General features: G+C 67.6%; 14 protein-coding genes. 7 read left to right on the plus strand and 7 right to left on the minus strand.

Annotation, left to right across the window (positions count from 1 at the left end):
* Window position 1 precedes the first annotated feature (1 nt).
* Both LQV39_RS16410 and LQV39_RS16415 read left to right on the plus strand, forming a co-directional pair.
* Entirely contained in the window at window positions 2-1,111 is a 1,110-nt protein-coding gene (locus LQV39_RS16410) for a two-component system response regulator (RefSeq protein ID WP_230027286.1), read from the plus strand.
* Window positions 1,112-1,242: 131 nt separating this feature from the next.
* Complete coding sequence (locus LQV39_RS16415; RefSeq protein ID WP_230027202.1) at window positions 1,243-1,779, plus strand: hypothetical protein; 537 nt, start codon at window positions 1,243-1,245, stop codon at window positions 1,777-1,779.
* Window positions 1,780-1,839: 60 nt separating this feature from the next.
* On the opposite strand, the gene LQV39_RS16420 is transcribed toward LQV39_RS16415, so the two are convergent.
* Together LQV39_RS16420 and LQV39_RS16425 are read right to left on the minus strand one after the other, a co-directional pair.
* Complete coding sequence (locus tag LQV39_RS16420; protein WP_230027203.1) at window positions 1,840-2,151, minus strand: hypothetical protein; 312 nt, start codon at window positions 2,149-2,151, stop codon at window positions 1,840-1,842.
* 187 nt (window positions 2,152-2,338) lie between these two features.
* On the minus strand, window positions 2,339-2,986 hold the full coding sequence (locus LQV39_RS16425) for an ABC transporter ATP-binding protein (RefSeq protein WP_230027204.1): 648 nt from the start codon (window positions 2,984-2,986) through the stop codon (window positions 2,339-2,341).
* 80 nt (window positions 2,987-3,066) lie between these two features.
* Between LQV39_RS16425 and egtD the strand changes: the two genes are divergently transcribed.
* Genes egtD through LQV39_RS16440 form a run of 3 tightly spaced genes read left to right on the plus strand, consistent with a single transcriptional unit; the run spans window position 3,067 to window position 6,240 of the window.
* Window positions 3,067-4,065, plus strand: coding sequence for an L-histidine N(alpha)-methyltransferase (gene egtD, locus LQV39_RS16430; RefSeq protein WP_230027205.1), 999 nt, complete (start codon window positions 3,067-3,069; stop codon window positions 4,063-4,065).
* Between the two features lie 19 nt (window positions 4,066-4,084).
* Window positions 4,085-5,308 (plus strand): ergothioneine biosynthesis protein EgtB, encoded by a 1,224-nt coding sequence (gene egtB / locus LQV39_RS16435; protein WP_230027206.1) that lies wholly within the window; start codon window positions 4,085-4,087, stop codon window positions 5,306-5,308.
* A complete protein-coding gene (locus LQV39_RS16440) occupies window positions 5,305-6,240 on the plus strand; it encodes a YihY/virulence factor BrkB family protein (protein ID WP_230027207.1) in 936 nt (311 codons plus the stop codon). The genes egtB and LQV39_RS16440 overlap by 4 nt, the downstream gene beginning before the upstream one ends.
* Window positions 6,241-6,249: 9 nt before the next feature.
* Here the strand turns inward: LQV39_RS16440 and LQV39_RS16445 are convergent, their stop codons facing one another.
* Window positions 6,250-6,651 carry a hypothetical protein gene (locus tag LQV39_RS16445; RefSeq protein ID WP_230027208.1) on the minus strand — a complete coding sequence of 134 codons (402 nt, stop codon included), beginning with the start codon at window positions 6,649-6,651 and terminating at the stop codon, window positions 6,250-6,252.
* 85 nt (window positions 6,652-6,736) lie between these two features.
* Here LQV39_RS16445 and LQV39_RS16450 point away from each other — a divergent pair, with 85 nt between their 5' ends.
* The gene (locus LQV39_RS16450) at window positions 6,737-7,507 is read left to right on the plus strand and encodes a YdcF family protein (protein ID WP_230027209.1); all 771 of its coding nucleotides are present in this window, start codon (window positions 6,737-6,739) and stop codon (window positions 7,505-7,507) included.
* 9 nt (window positions 7,508-7,516) lie between these two features.
* Window positions 7,517-8,716 carry a glycosyltransferase gene (locus LQV39_RS16455; protein ID WP_230027210.1) on the plus strand — a complete coding sequence of 400 codons (1,200 nt, stop codon included), beginning with the start codon at window positions 7,517-7,519 and terminating at the stop codon, window positions 8,714-8,716.
* Between the two features lie 13 nt (window positions 8,717-8,729).
* Here LQV39_RS16455 and LQV39_RS16460 read toward each other — a convergent pair whose 3' ends face one another.
* The 4 genes from LQV39_RS16460 to leuA form a co-directional block, all read right to left on the minus strand.
* Entirely contained in the window at window positions 8,730-9,980 is a 1,251-nt protein-coding gene (locus tag LQV39_RS16460; RefSeq protein WP_230027211.1) for a DUF2254 domain-containing protein, read from the minus strand.
* A gap of 18 nt (window positions 9,981-9,998) precedes the next feature.
* Entirely contained in the window at window positions 9,999-10,892 is an 894-nt protein-coding gene (locus tag LQV39_RS16465) for a mechanosensitive ion channel family protein (RefSeq protein WP_230027212.1), read from the minus strand.
* Window positions 10,893-11,048: 156 nt separating this feature from the next.
* Entirely contained in the window at window positions 11,049-11,915 is an 867-nt protein-coding gene (locus LQV39_RS16470) for a cupin-like domain-containing protein (protein WP_230027213.1), read from the minus strand.
* Window positions 11,915-13,612 carry a 2-isopropylmalate synthase gene (leuA, locus tag LQV39_RS16475; RefSeq protein ID WP_230027214.1) on the minus strand — a complete coding sequence of 566 codons (1,698 nt, stop codon included), beginning with the start codon at window positions 13,610-13,612 and terminating at the stop codon, window positions 11,915-11,917. The genes LQV39_RS16470 and leuA overlap by 1 nt, the downstream gene beginning before the upstream one ends.
* Between the last annotated feature and the right edge of the window lie 143 nt (window positions 13,613-13,755).

The raw sequence follows: 13,755 nt of genomic DNA on the forward strand, positions 1-13,755 counted from the left end.
CATGCACAATCCCACCCGGCAGGAGCTGCGGCCGACCATCCTGATCGTCGACGACACGCCCGACAACATCATGCTCCTGTCGCGCCTGTTGAAGGATAGGTACAACACCAAGGTCGCCAACAACGGCAACACCGCGCTGCAGATCGCCGCCGCCACGCCCAGCCTGGACCTGATCCTGCTGGACGTGATGATGCCCGGCCTGGACGGTTACGAGACCTGCCGCCAGCTGAAGGCCAACCCTGTCACGGCCGAGATCCCGGTGATCTTCCTGACCGCCAAGAACCAGGTCGAGGACGAGGCCATGGGCCTGTCGCTGGGCGCGGTCGACTACATCGCCAAGCCGATCAGCCCGCCGATCCTGTTCGCCCGCGTGGCCACCCAGCTGAACCTGCGCGCCGCGCGCCGCGAGCTGCAGGACCACAACCAGAACCTGGAAAAGCTGGTGCAGGAGCGCACCGCCCAGCTCTACCTGATGCAGGAAGCGATCATCGTGGCGATGGCGTCGATGGCCGAGACCCGCGACCAGGAGACCGGCAACCATATCCGCCGCACCCAGAACTACGTGCGCGCGCTGGCCCGCCACCTGCAAAGCCATCCGCGCTTCGCGGCCGAACTCACCGACGAGGCCATCGACGCGCTGTACCGCTCGGCGCCGCTGCACGACATCGGCAAGGTCGGCATCCCCGACCGCATCCTCCTCAAGCCGGGCAACCTGGACCGCGAAGAATTCGAGATCATGAAGATGCATGCGGTGTACGGGCGCGACACCATCATGCTGGTCGAGCGCCACATCGGCGGCAGCAACAGCTTCCTGATGTTCGCGCGCGAGATCGCCCATTCGCACCAGGAGAAGTGGGACGGCTCCGGCTACCCACAGAACCTGGCGGGCGAGCAGATTCCGCTGTCGGCGCGCCTGATGGCGGTGGCCGACGTCTACGACGCCCTGATCAGCAAGCGCGTCTACAAGCCGGCCTTCACCCACGAGCAGGCGCTGGACGTGATGCGCAAGGGCCGCGGCAGCCATTTCGATCCGGAGGTGCTGGACGCCTTCTTCGAAATCGAGCCGGAATTCGCGCGCATCGCCATCGCCTTTGCCGACGAAGGCGATTGAGCCAGGTCGAGCCAGGCCAGCTCCAGGCGTGCCGTCCTTCCGGCCAGGCGTCAAATCATATATATTGTTTGGTTTGTTTGACGATGGAGTAAGGGATGGCGAGGACAGCAGCCAAAGCAGCAGGGGCTTCAATGCCGCCAGCCAGGGTGGCCGTGAAGACGGCTGCAAAGAGCACCGCCAAGAAGAGCAAGGCCGCAGCGGCGCCGGCGCGCAAGCCGGCCGCGGCGAAGGCCGTTGCAGCGAAACCGGCCGCGGTGAAACCGGCCGCGGCCAGATCGGCCGCCGCGAAGCGCGCCGCCACGCCGGCCGCGAAGGCTGCCAAAGCCGCGGTAAAGGCGGCAACCAGGCCCGCAGCCAAACCCGCAGGCAAGCCCGCAGGCAAGCCCGCAGCAAAACCGCGCGCAAGCCGGAGCGCCGAACCGGTGCGTCCCGACACCGCAGCCCAGGCGCGGCCCACGCTGGTGCGCGACAGCTTCACCATGCCCGAGCAGGAGTATGCGGTGCTGGGCGCGGTCAAGCAGGCCTGCCTGAAGGCCGGCTTCGAGGTCAAGAAGAGCGAATTGCTGCGCATTGGCGTGGCCCTGCTGGGCCAGCTCGACGCCGCCAGCCTGCGCGCGGTACTCGGCAATCTGCCTCAGCTCAAAACGGGGCGTCCGCCCACGGAGTGATCCGGCCCCGCAGCGTCAAGCTGCATGAGCCGGCGGCTCCGTGCCGGCGTGGCGTCCCGCTCAGTGCGTCGTGCGCCCGGCCGGCTGCGCCCGTGCCTCGGCCGTGAGTTCCTTCAGCTCGCGGATCGGGATATTCGACTTCTCGTGCATCCTCAGCAGGATGGTGGCGCCGACGTTCAGCTTGCGGTGCCGTATCTTGCTGATGATGGGCGGCTGCACTTCGAGGACGCGGCATAGTTCCGCGTCGTTCTTCAGCTGCATGCGGGTGATCAGGGTGTCGAGCAAGGGATTTGGGACGAAACTCGACGGCTCGGCCGCGCGGGCGCGGTGCATCGCCTCGAGCAGCTCCTGTTTTTTCTGTCGTACGCTCATGAACTTCCTCCGTTAGGGAACATTCAAGACAGACCGACTTGTTTTGGAGAGTTTGCCCGACCGTATTTTTGCTGATTTCTATACCGCGTATGCTGGGTGGGTTTGTTGGAATGCTACTACGACTTTGACAAGTTTGACGCACTGTTCATGAATAAAAGCCCATAACATGCGTCTTTCTGCTTGGAACTTACGTTAATTTCAGTCCGGAACGTGTCAATACGAGGGTGCGGTCGGCCATCGCGGCGGCGGCGTGCGAGTGAGTGACCATGATGGCGCCGGCGCCGCTCTGGCGGATCTCGTCGCGCAGCAGGTGCAGGATGCCGTCCGCCGTCTCCGGATCGAGGTTCCCGGTCGGTTCGTCGGCCAGCAGCAGGGCGGGGCGGTGCACCAGGGCGCGCGCGATCGCCACCCGCTGCAGCTCGCCGCCGGACAGCTGGCGCGGGAAATCGGCGCCACGTCCTTTCAAGCCCACCGCATCGAGCATGGCGCGTGCGCGCGCCGGGTCCGCGCCGCCGTTCAGCAGCAGCGGCAAGGCCACGTTCTGTTCGAGCGTCAGGTGCGGCAGCACGTGGAAGGCCTGGAAGATGAAGCCCATGCGGCTGCGGCGCAGCTGCGTCGCCGCATCGTCGTCGAGGCTGGACATCGGTACGCCGTCGACCACGACCTGGCCGCTGTCGGGCGTGTCCAGGCCGGCGATCAGGTTCAGCAGGGTCGATTTGCCGACGCCGGATTCCCCCATCACGGCGACGAATTCGCCGGGTGCGAAACGGTGCGAGAGGCTGGCCAGCACTTTGCTGCCGCCATAAGACTTGGAGAGGTCGACGAGTTCAAGCATAGTCCGCTACTGTAGCATGGCGACGGCATTCTCCCGATTCGCGTATGATGGCAAGAACGTCAACATTCCGGGACCCACCGATGCTGAACCGTTCGACCGAAGCGCCCGCTCTCGATGTTCCCTTCGACACCTCGGCCGAGGGCCTGCGCCTGCGCGCCGAACTCGAAGCCGGCCTGCGTGCGCAGCACGCCTGCATCTCGCCCAAGTTCCTGTACGACGCGCTCGGCTCGAAGCTGTTCGAAGCCATCTGCGAAGTCCCGGAGTACTACCCGACCCGCACCGAAGCGGCCATTTTCGAGCGCCACGGCGCCGAGATCGCGCGCGCGGTCGGCACCGGCTCGACCCTGATCGACCTCGGCGCCGGCAACTGCGCCAAGGCGGCGCGCCTGTTCCCGCTGCTGCATCCGGCGCAGTACGTCCCGGTCGATATCTCGGCCGACTTCCTGCAGGACGCCGTCGAGCGCCTGCAGCAGCGCTTCCGCCATATCGAGATGAACCCGCTCGGCATGGACTTCTCAGGCGGCGAGTGGCGCCTGCCCGACGTGGTGCGCAGCGAGCGCCGCCTGTTCTTCTATCCCGGTTCCTCGATCGGCAACTTCAGCCCGGACGATGCGCTGGCCTTCCTGCGCCGCGTGCGCGCCCAGTGCGGCGCCGATGGCGGCATCCTGATCGGCATCGACCTGGCCAAGGAGCACGCGGTGCTGGACGCGGCCTACGACGATGCCCTCGGCGTCACCGCCGCTTTCAACCTGAACGTGCTGCGCCATGCCAACCTGCTGCTGGGCGCCGACTTCGACATCCGCGCCTGGCGCCATCACGGCTTCTACAACGAACGCGAAGGCCGCGTCGAGATGCACCTGGAAGCCAGGAGCAGCCAGCAGGTCACGTGGCGGGGCGGCAGCCGGCGCTTCGAAGCCGGCGAGCGCATCCACACCGAGAACAGCTACAAATACCGCCCCGCAGCCGCGGTCGGACTGCTGGAGCAGGCCGGCTTTGCCGCCGCCGGCGTCTGGACCGACGAACGCGGATGGTTCGCCGTGATCCACGCGCGCGCCATCCCGCCGGGCGCCATGCACTGACAGCCGAGCCGAGGACGCCATGGGAGCGAACGAACACCGCCAGGCCCGCGAATTCGAACAGGTGCGCCAGCGCTCGCTGCACCTGGCCGAGCCCTTGTCCAGCGAGGACTGCTGCGCGCAGTCGATGCCGGAGGCCAGCCCGATCAAATGGCACCTGGCCCACACCACCTGGTTCTTCGAGACCTTCATCCTCGAGCGGCGCGAGCCGGGCTACCAGGCCTACCACCCGGCCTTCAAGGTACTGTTCAACTCCTATTACAACGGCGTCGGCGCCAGGCATCCGCGGGCCCAGCGCGGCCTGCTGACGCGGCCCGCCTTCGACGAGGTGCTGGCCTGGCGCCGCGACATCGACGCACGCATGGTGCGCCTTTTGCAGAATGCGCCCGACGACAGGGAACTGGCGATGCTGGTGGAGCTGGGCCTGCAGCACGAGCAGCAGCACCAGGAGCTGATGCTGACGGACCTGAAGCACCTGCTGGCGCAGAATCCGCTGTCTCCCGCCTACCTCGATTCCGCGCTGCCGGAATCCTGTCCGGTGGGGCCGCTGAGCTGGCTGGATTTCGAAGGCGGCCTGGCCGAGATCGGCCACCGCGGCGCCGGCTTCAGCTTCGACAACGAGCTGCCGCGCCACCGCCAGTACGTCGCGCCCTTCCAGCTGGCCTCGCGCCTGGCCACCAATGGCGACTACCTCGAGTTCGTCGAAGCCGGCGGCTACCGCGACCCTGCCTTGTGGCTGTCCGAGGGCTGGGACCGGGTCTGCAGCGGCGAGATCGAACAGCCGCTGTACTGGCGCAAGGAGGAGGGCGGCTGGATGGAATTCACGCTGCATGGACTGCAGCCGCTCGACCTGGCGCGCCCCGTGACCCACGTCTCGCTGTACGAGGCCGACGCCTACGCGCGCTGGCGCGGCGCGCGCCTGCCGACGGAAGCGGAGTGGGAATTCGCGGCGCGCGACATCGCGATCTCCTGCGGCGACCTGCACCCGCGCGCGGCCGGCAGCGATGGCCTGGCCCAGATGTTCGGCGAATGCTGGCAGTGGACCAGCAGCAGCTACGCGCCTTACCCGGGCTATGCGCCGGCCGCCGGCGCACTGGGCGAATACAACGGCAAGTTCATGGTCAACCAGTACGTGCTGCGCGGCTCCTCCTGCGCCACTCCGCACGGCCATGCGCGCGCCAGCTACCGCAACTTCTTCCCGGCAGGCAGCCGCTGGCAGTTCACCGGCATCAGGCTGGCCAGATGAAGGGGGCGCGCGGCCTGCGCCTGGCGGTCCTGAACCGGCGCGCGAATGCCTACATCGTCGGCCACCCGCTCGCCTTCACTTTCGGCGTACTGAAAAGCTTCCGCGCCAACCAGGGCCTGCTGCTGGCCGGCGCCGTCGCCTACTACGCGCTGCTGTCCATCGTGCCCTTCCTGATGCTGGTGGTGGTGGTGCTCTCGCACTTCCTGAACGAGGCCGAACTGCTGCTGACCCTGCGGCGCTACCTCGAGCTGCTGCTGCCCGGCCAGTCCGCCGCGATCGTCGCCGAGGTCGCGCACTTCCTCGACGAGCGCGACCTGATCACCTGGGTGCTGGTCGCCACCATGGTCTTCTTCAGCTCCTTCGCCTTCACGGTGCTGGAGAACGCGATGAGCGTGATCTTCGTGCACCGCGTGGCGGTGCGGCGTCGCCACTTCATGGTCTCGGCGCTGCTCCCTTACTGCTACATCCTGGCGCTGGGCTTCGGCATCATGATCGTGACCCTGGTGGCCGGCACCCTGCAGGTGATCGGCACCGAGACCGTCGAGCTGTTCGGCTACAGCTGGTCGCTGCACGGCGTGTCCGGCGCCTTGCTCTACCTGCTAGGCCTGGCGGGCGAGATCCTGGTGCTCACCTCGATCTACATGGTGATGCCGGTCGGCCGGCTGTCGCTGTCGCACGCGCTGGTCGGCGGCGTGACCGCGGCGCTGCTGTGGGAAATCGCGCGCCATGTGCTGGTCTGGTATTTTTCCACGCTGTCGAAGGTGAACGTGGTGTACGGCTCGATGAGCACCGCCATCGTGGTCATGTTCTCGCTCGAGATCGGGGCGGCGCTGCTGCTGTTCGGGGCCCAGGTGATTGCGGAGTACGAGCGGGTCGGGCAGGGCGGGGCGCCGGGACAGGCGAAGAAGATGGAGACGCGGCCGGTGGAGTGAAATGCGGCGTCAGCGGAGGAGCTCCGCCAGGGTTTCTCCCTTCCTGCGCACCGGCAGGGAGCCGGCTGGCCCGTTCATGTTCCAGTTTGCCGGTTGGCCAGTGAGCTCGATCCGGTAGCGGTGGCCGCCAAGCGTGCAGCCGCGTGCGACGGTCAGCACCTTGTCGACGGCATCGCCGCCTGGCTTGTTCTTTTTCAGGTCCCAGGTGTCCCACAAGTCCATGCGTTTATCGGGGATGTTATCTGAATCGAATAGACCGATCTCGAGATGCTGCTCGCGTGTATTGCACTCGATCCCGACAATGAATTGATCGTAGGACTTCGGCGACTGGCGATCGTATTGCCGCGGCTCCGCAGCCCTGCCCGGATGGCAGGCCAGTGCAAGCGCCGCAAGCGCAAATACATGACGCATCGAATACACCTCCTTCAGACCTGCCGGCTCCCGACCCGCTACACTAGCACGGTTTGCTTTTAGAATTGCTCACTACACTGACCCGATGCTAGACCTGCTCAACGCCATCCCGCGCGAACTGATCCTGCCGCCCGCAAACCTGTTCCTGCTGATCCTCATCGGCCTGCTGGTCTGGCGCCGCTGGCCGCGCGCCGGGCGCATCGTCGCCGGCATCGGGCTGGCGCTGCTGGCCTTCCTGTCCACCACGGCCGGCGCGTCCCTGTTCGTCAGGCCGCTGGAGCGCATGACGGCGCCGCTGCGGTCGCCCGAGCGCGCCGGCGCGCAGGCAATCGTCGTGCTGGCGGCCGGACGCTTGCAGGACGCGCCGGAATACGGCGGCCGCGACATCCCCGATTACCTGGCGCTGGCGCGCCTGCGCTATGCGGCCCACCTGCAGCGGGCGACCTCTCTGCCGGTGCTGGTCAGCGGCGGCGTCGGCGCGAATGCGGCCGGCAGGGAGGCCGATGCCCTGGCGGACGCCATGGCCACCGCCCTGCGCGAAGACTTCGGCGTGCCGGTCAAGTGGATCGAAGCGCGCTCGCGCGACACGGCGCAGAACGCGGCCAACAGCGCCGCCATGCTGCGCAAGGACGGCGTCAAGCGCATCCTGCTCGTGACCGATGCGATGCACATGCCGCGCGCGCGGATGGCCTTCGAACACGAAGGGCTGGAGGTGGTGAGTGCGCCGACCATGTTCTTCGGCGACCAGGCGCGGTCGGCGTCGTCGCTCGTGCCCAGTGCCGAGGGCATGCGGCGGTCGTGGTATGCGCTGTACGAGCTGCTGGGTTTTGCCTGGTATCGCCTGCGCCTCGGCTAAACTCCATCCATGGCAAACATCCTCCTGTCCTGGGAGCTCGGCCGCGCCCTCGGCCACGCCGGCCGCCTGAAATCCCTCGCGCTGCCGCTGCGCGCGCGCGGGCATGAAGTCTCGTTCGCGCTGCGCGACCTGGTCCACACCCAGCGCCTGCTGCACGACATCGACGCCCCCAAGTTCCAGGCGCCGTTCTGGCAGCATCGCGTCGAAGGCCTGCCGCCGGGCGAGGCCAGCCTGGCCGACATCCTGCTGGCCTGCGGTTGGATCGACGCCGGCGCCGTCCACGGCCTGGTGGAGGGCTGGCGCGCGCTGCTGCAGGCGACGCAGGCGGACCTGGTCGTCTGCGACTACGCGCCGACCGCAAGGCTGGCCGCGCGCAGCCTCGGCATTCCCAGCGCCGCCGTCGGCGCCGGCTTCACCATGCCGCCGGCCTTGAAAGCCCTGCCGCCGCTGCGCGACTGGGAACCGGCGCAGCGCGAGCGCATGGCCGCCGGCGAGGCGCGCGTGCTCGACAGCGCGAACAAGGTGCTGGCCCGCTACGGTGCGCCGCCGCTGGCGCAGGCATCCGGCCTGCTGCTGGGCGATGCGCCGCTGCTGTGCACCTTTCCGGAACTCGATCCCTGGCGCCGCCCGGCCGATAGCGTGTACTGGTATGGACCGAACATAGCGTTATCCGCCGGCGCCGCCGCGCCGCAGTGGCCGGCGGGCGAGGGCGCCAGGGTGTTCGCCTACCTGAGCGGCCCGCACCCCGAGCATGGCGCGCTGCTGGCGGCCCTGCAGGCGGCTGGTTGCCGCACGCTGTGCTATTCGCCGGAAGTGGCGGCCGGCGCCAGGCCGCCTGCGAACGGGGAGAGCATCGCATGGGCGCGGGCGCCGGTGGATCTGGCCCGGGCCCTGCCCGAATCCGAGTTCGTGGTCTGCCATGCCGGCGAATCGACGGTGTCGCAGGCGCTGCTGGCCGGCAGGCCGCTGCTGTTGATGCCGCAATCGGCCGAATCTTTCCTGACGGCGCGCCGGGTGCGCGAGATGGGCGCGGGGATCAATATCGGCGAGCTGGCGCGGCCGCCCGATTGGCCGGCCATCGTGCGCGTGTTGCTGGAGCAGGCAAGCTACCGCCAGGCGGCGCAGGTTTTCGCGCAGCGCCATGCGGACTTCGATGCGCAGCGCCAGGCGGAATCGCTGGCGGAGACGCTCGGGACGCTGTGCCGATAGCGTCCGTTCGAACTCAGGCCCGGCTCCAGTAGTCGGCATGGCGGGCACGGATTTGCGCAAGGTCGGGCGGGAAGTGCAGGGCCTGTTCCGCCCGGGCCAGCGCGAGGCCGGCCTGGCGACGCGCGCAGGCCTTCATGCGCGCGTCATACTTTCCCAGGTCGCCGAGATGGCGCTGCAGGCGCATCATCACCTCGACCGTGCCGGCGCCGTCGCGCGCGATCGCATAAAAGGCATCGTCGAACAGATCGTCGAGCGGCAGCGCGGGAACGGCGACGCGCTCGTACGCGGGCTGCGCAGCGGGCTCGCCGCCGGCCATTTCAGCCAGCAGGCGATGCAGCGAGCCGAGCACGCCAATTGCGGTGCCTGGATCGTTGATGCCCGGTGACAGGGCGCGGCAGGCGATCTCGGACAGCGCCAGCAGGCCGAAGCGCGGATCGTCGTCGAACTGGCGTTGCGGGCCGATCGTGAAGGCCTCGGCGAAGCCATTGTTGTCCGGCTGGCCATCGCGGTCCGGCCCTGCTTCCAGGTGGCAGAGCGGCCCGGCAGGACTCACGAAAGCGCCAGGCAGGACATCGACCCGCACCCGCACATCGAACTTCTCCGCCTGCTTTTGCAGGTGCGCGACGTCGATGTGCTGCACGTAGCCGACCTTGTCCGGATACACGGGCGAGCCGCAGGGCGGGCCGCGCGATTCGGTGCCGCCCAGCCAGGGCGCCTGGCGGCGGCGTGCCAGCGCGGCGGCGGCGGCATGCTCGACCTTGGCGACGATGGCGCCCACGCGGCCGAGGCGCGCGATGCGGTCGACCCAGCGCACGAAGGTCAGGACCACGATCACCAGGACCAGCACCATCAGCACGAACAATGTGAAACGTCCAGCGCGTCCATAGTAGTCGTTCATGGCGGCGCTGATGCCGATCACGCTGAAAATGAAGGCGCCGATGAAGGTCGAGAGGGCGTTCTGCGACACGTCGTCGGCGACGATCAGGGGAAAGGCCCGCGCGGTCGCCATCTGGCCGGCCGACGCATAGGCGGACACCATCGATGCAACGGCGAAAGTGGCGATGCCGAGCATGCTTGCGGCGGTGATCTTCAGGAGCTGGACGACGGAGTCCTGCGACACGTCCGGCACCGGGCCGTCGACGAAGGAGCGGTCGGCAAGGTGGGCGAGCAGCACGCCGGTCACCGACAGCAGGCAGGCTGCCAGAGGCTTGATCCAGAGCCGTTCGCGCAGGCGGCTGAGCAGGAAGCGTAGACGGTCTCGCATGGCGCTGCAGCCCGCGGCTTATCGCTCGCCGGACGCCGCAGCGGCGCGGTCGGCCTCGCGCGCCGGCCCTGGCACCTCGCCGCTCCCGGCCGGCCAGCCTTCGCGCTGCTTGCGCCGGTCGCCGTCGGCGGTCTCGGTCTGGTCGTGGAACAGGATCTGCTGGGTCGGATAGGGCAGGTCGACACCGTGCGCCGTCAGCGCCGCCTTCACGGCTTCCAGTACCTGGTCCTGCAGGGCCAGGGCGTCGGCCTTGCGTGGCGGCGTGATCCACCAGCGGATGCGCAGCTTCACGCCGTTGTCGGCGTAGTCCAGCAGCAGCACATCGGGCGCCGGCTCCTTTTCCACGCCGGGCAGCTCCTTCAGCGCGTCCAGCATCAGGCGCTTGGCGGCCTGGATATCGTCGCCGTTGCCGATGACCACATCGTATTGCAGGCGCCGGGTCGGGAAGGCGGTGTTGACGATGAAGGAGCCCTTGTACAGGTCGGCGTTGGGGATGATGACCATGCGGCCGTCATAGGTGCGCATCTTGGTGGCGCGCGCTTCGATCTCTTCGATGGCGCCTTCGAAGCCGCCGAAGACGATCTGGTCGCCGATCTCGAAGGGCTCGGTGATCAGGATGAGGATGCCGGCCAGGAAGTTCTCGAAAATGTCCTTGAAGGCGAAGCCGATGGCGATGCCGGTAATGCCCAGTGCGCTGACCAGGTTGCCGATGGTGAAGGTGGGAAAGGCGATCGTGACCGACAACAGGAGCCCCAGCAGGATCAGGCCCCACTGGCTCATGCGGCCCAGGACGATCACGAGGTTCTTGTGATATTTGCCGGTATTGAAATGGTGCACCAGGCGCCGTGTCAGGCTCGCCGCCAGCAGGAACAGCAGGAACACGGCCACCGCGATGCCGACATTCGGCAACACGTGGAGCGCGCTGTTGCCGAGTGCATGCAGACGTGCATAGATAATCGATATCTCCGAAGGCATTTTTCCTCACGTCATGTTGAACGCTCTGGCGTTCATGATGAAGGATTTGCGCCGCCGGGGGCGCAAGCCTGCGGGAACCGGGTCGTTGGCGGACTAGACGCCGCCCGGCAAGGCCAGCGGCACGGCGCGCGCCCAGCGGTTGGAGGACAGCGAGAAGCTCAGCGCCCTTACCTGGTGATACCAGCCGGCCGGCACGTAGAGCATGTCGCCGGGCTGCACCACCACATCGACCACGGCCGCCTGGCGCGCCAGCGGAAAGGCATCGAAGTCCGGGGCTTCGGGGTCGAAGGGCGATCCGAACAGGACCGGGTTGGCTTCCCGCGTGTACAGGTATTCGTCGTGGTGCGGCGGCGCCAGGAAGATGCGCTTGCTGCCCCAGATCTGGGCGAAGATATTGTCGTCGTAGTCGCAATGCAGCGGCGTGACCGTGCGCGCGGGGCCCAGCCAGAAGCGCGGCGGTCCCATCTTGTCGAAGTAGCCCGGCCAGTGGCACATGCCGTTCAATTCGCGCAGTTCGAGGTTGCCGACATAGGGCGGCAGGTCGTCCGCCGGGGATTCGCTGATGTCGAGGTACTCGCGGAGCAGCATGTCCCGCATCGCGCGGTCCGGCGCAAAGGCCGTCGCCACGTAATCGCCGACGCGTGCGCGCACCGGCACCTGGCCGTAGCGCTCGCGCAGCTGGGACGGCGTCAGCGCGCACAGGGGCCAGCGCCTGACCACGCCGGAAATCAAAAAGGGCAGACCCTCGGCGGCGCGGGCACGGAAGGCCGTGGCATCGAGCCTGCCGAGTCTGGGCACCGCGGTGATGACCGGCAGCGCGCGCGAAGCGGCACGGATTGCCTCGCGCATCGCCTGGATCGAGGATACGCCGCGCACCTGCGCGGCCTTCTGCTCGCGCACCGCCGCCGGCTGCAGATCGAGCCGCGGCGGCAAGCGCTTGGCAGTCGCTTCAGAACCCATCAAGCCGCGCGGGCCACCGGCTGCGGATCCACCTGCGCGGCCATGGCGATCTGCCGGTTCACGGCCGACAGCACGGCCTTGAAGGACGCGGTCAGGATGTTGCTGTCGATGGCGGCGCCGAACAGGGTCGGGCCGTTCCCGAGGCGCAGCTCGACGTAGCAGGCCGCCCTGGCGTCGGCGCCCGAGCCGATCGCGTGCTCGTGGTAGTCCATCAGGCGGATATCGAGGCCGAGCGCCGCCACGAAGGCGTCGATCGGGCCGTTGCCCTGGCCGTGGAAGCTGCTGGTCACGCGCTCGTGCTCGACCGAGACGTCGATGTCGACGCGGTGTTCGCCTTCGCTGTCCTCGGCCATGCGGTGCGAGACGTAGCGGTAGGACGGGCTGTCCTGCTCGAAGTACTCGCGGGCGAACAGGGCGTGGATGTCGCTGGCGGCGACTTCGCGGCCGCTGGCGTCGGCGTGGCGCTGGACCACGCGCGAAAACTCGATTTGCAGACGCCGCGGCAGTTCGAGGCCGTATTCCTGCTCGAGCAGGTAGGCCATGCCGCCCTTGCCGGACTGGCTGTTGACGCGGATGACGGCGTCGTAGCTGCGGCCCAGGTCCGCCGGATCGATCGGCAAGTAGGGCACTTCCCACAGCGCGTCGCTCTTCTGCACCGCGAAGCCCTTCTTGATCGCATCCTGGTGCGAGCCGGAGAAGGCGGTGAACACGAGGTCGCCCACGTAGGGATGGCGTGGATGGACCGGAATCTGGTTGCACTCCTCGACCAGCTGGCGTACCGAGTCGATGTCCGAGAAGTCCAGGCCCGGATGCACGCCCTGGGTGTAGAGGTTCAATGCGAGGGTCACCAGGTCGACGTTGCCGGTGCGTTCGCCATTGCCGAACAGGCAGCCTTCGACGCGGTCGGCGCCGGCCATCACGGCCAGCTCGGCGGCGGCGACGGCGGTGCCGCGGTCATTGTGCGGGTGGACGCTGATGACCAGGCTGTCGCGGCGCTCGAGGTGGCGCGACATCCATTCGATCTGGTCGGCGTAGACGTTCGGCGTGCTGGCCTCGACGGTGGAGGGCAGGTTGACGATCAGCTTGTTCTGCGGGGTCGGCTGCCAGGTTTCGCTGACGGCGTCGACGATGCGCTTGCTGAAATCCAGTTCGGTGGTCGAGAAGGATTCCGGCGAATACTCGAGGCCCCACTTGGTTTCGGGGTGCTGGGCCACCAGCTCCTTGATCAGGCGGGTGCCGTTCACGGCGATCTGCATGATCTCGTCCTGGCCCATGCCGAACACCACGCGGCGGAACACCGGCGCCACCGAATTGTAGACGTGGACGATGGCTTGCTTCGCGCCGATGCAGGACTCGACGGTGCGGCGGATCAGCTCATCGCGCGCCTGGGTCAGCACGATGATGGTGACGTCGTCCGGGATGCGATTTTCTTCGACCAGCATGCGCACGAAGTCGAAATCGGTCTGCGAGGCGGACGGGAAGCCGACTTCGATTTCCTTCACGCCGATCTGCACCAGCTTTTCGAAAAAGCGCAGCTTCTTCTCGGGGCTCATCGGCTCGATCAGGGCCTGGTTGCCGTCGCGCAGGTCGGTGCTCATCCAGATCGGCGGCTGGGTGATGCTGCGGCTCGGCCACTGGCGATCAAGCAGCGGGACGGCGGGGAAGGGACGGTACTTGGCGGCGGGATTGGTCAACATGGCGGAACTCCTGATGGTAAATTCGGTAAGCACGGTGTGGCGTGGGCTGCCGGACGGGCCACGAAACGCTAGGCCCGGCAACCGATCGGTAGCGATAGCAGCAGCGCGCGCTCGCCGGCGGCCGACAGGAGGATTCCGGCGAT

The sequence above is a fragment of the Massilia sp. Bi118 genome, assembly GCF_918697865.1.
Lineage (GTDB): Bacteria > Pseudomonadota > Gammaproteobacteria > Burkholderiales > Burkholderiaceae_D > Telluria.

What these genes read in the sequence shown, in the direction of transcription:
- LQV39_RS16410 (WP_230027286.1), top strand. Translation starts at nt 2, where the DNA reads ATGCACAATCCCACCCGGCAGGAGCTGCGGCCGACCATCCTGATCGTC.
- LQV39_RS16415 (WP_230027202.1), top strand. Translation starts at nt 1,243, where the DNA reads ATGCCGCCAGCCAGGGTGGCCGTGAAGACGGCTGCAAAGAGCACCGCC.
- LQV39_RS16420 (WP_230027203.1), bottom strand. Translation starts at nt 2,151, where the DNA reads ATGAGCGTACGACAGAAAAAACAGGAGCTGCTCGAGGCGATGCACCGC.
- LQV39_RS16425 (WP_230027204.1), bottom strand. Translation starts at nt 2,986, where the DNA reads ATGCTTGAACTCGTCGACCTCTCCAAGTCTTATGGCGGCAGCAAAGTG.
- egtD (WP_230027205.1), top strand. Translation starts at nt 3,067, where the DNA reads ATGCTGAACCGTTCGACCGAAGCGCCCGCTCTCGATGTTCCCTTCGAC.
- egtB (WP_230027206.1), top strand. Translation starts at nt 4,085, where the DNA reads ATGGGAGCGAACGAACACCGCCAGGCCCGCGAATTCGAACAGGTGCGC.
- LQV39_RS16440 (WP_230027207.1), top strand. Translation starts at nt 5,305, where the DNA reads ATGAAGGGGGCGCGCGGCCTGCGCCTGGCGGTCCTGAACCGGCGCGCG.
- LQV39_RS16445 (WP_230027208.1), bottom strand. Translation starts at nt 6,651, where the DNA reads ATGCGTCATGTATTTGCGCTTGCGGCGCTTGCACTGGCCTGCCATCCG.
- LQV39_RS16450 (WP_230027209.1), top strand. Translation starts at nt 6,737, where the DNA reads ATGCTAGACCTGCTCAACGCCATCCCGCGCGAACTGATCCTGCCGCCC.
- LQV39_RS16455 (WP_230027210.1), top strand. Translation starts at nt 7,517, where the DNA reads ATGGCAAACATCCTCCTGTCCTGGGAGCTCGGCCGCGCCCTCGGCCAC.
- LQV39_RS16460 (WP_230027211.1), bottom strand. Translation starts at nt 9,980, where the DNA reads ATGCGAGACCGTCTACGCTTCCTGCTCAGCCGCCTGCGCGAACGGCTC.
- LQV39_RS16470 (WP_230027213.1), bottom strand. Translation starts at nt 11,915, where the DNA reads ATGGGTTCTGAAGCGACTGCCAAGCGCTTGCCGCCGCGGCTCGATCTG.
- leuA (WP_230027214.1), bottom strand. Translation starts at nt 13,612, where the DNA reads ATGTTGACCAATCCCGCCGCCAAGTACCGTCCCTTCCCCGCCGTCCCG.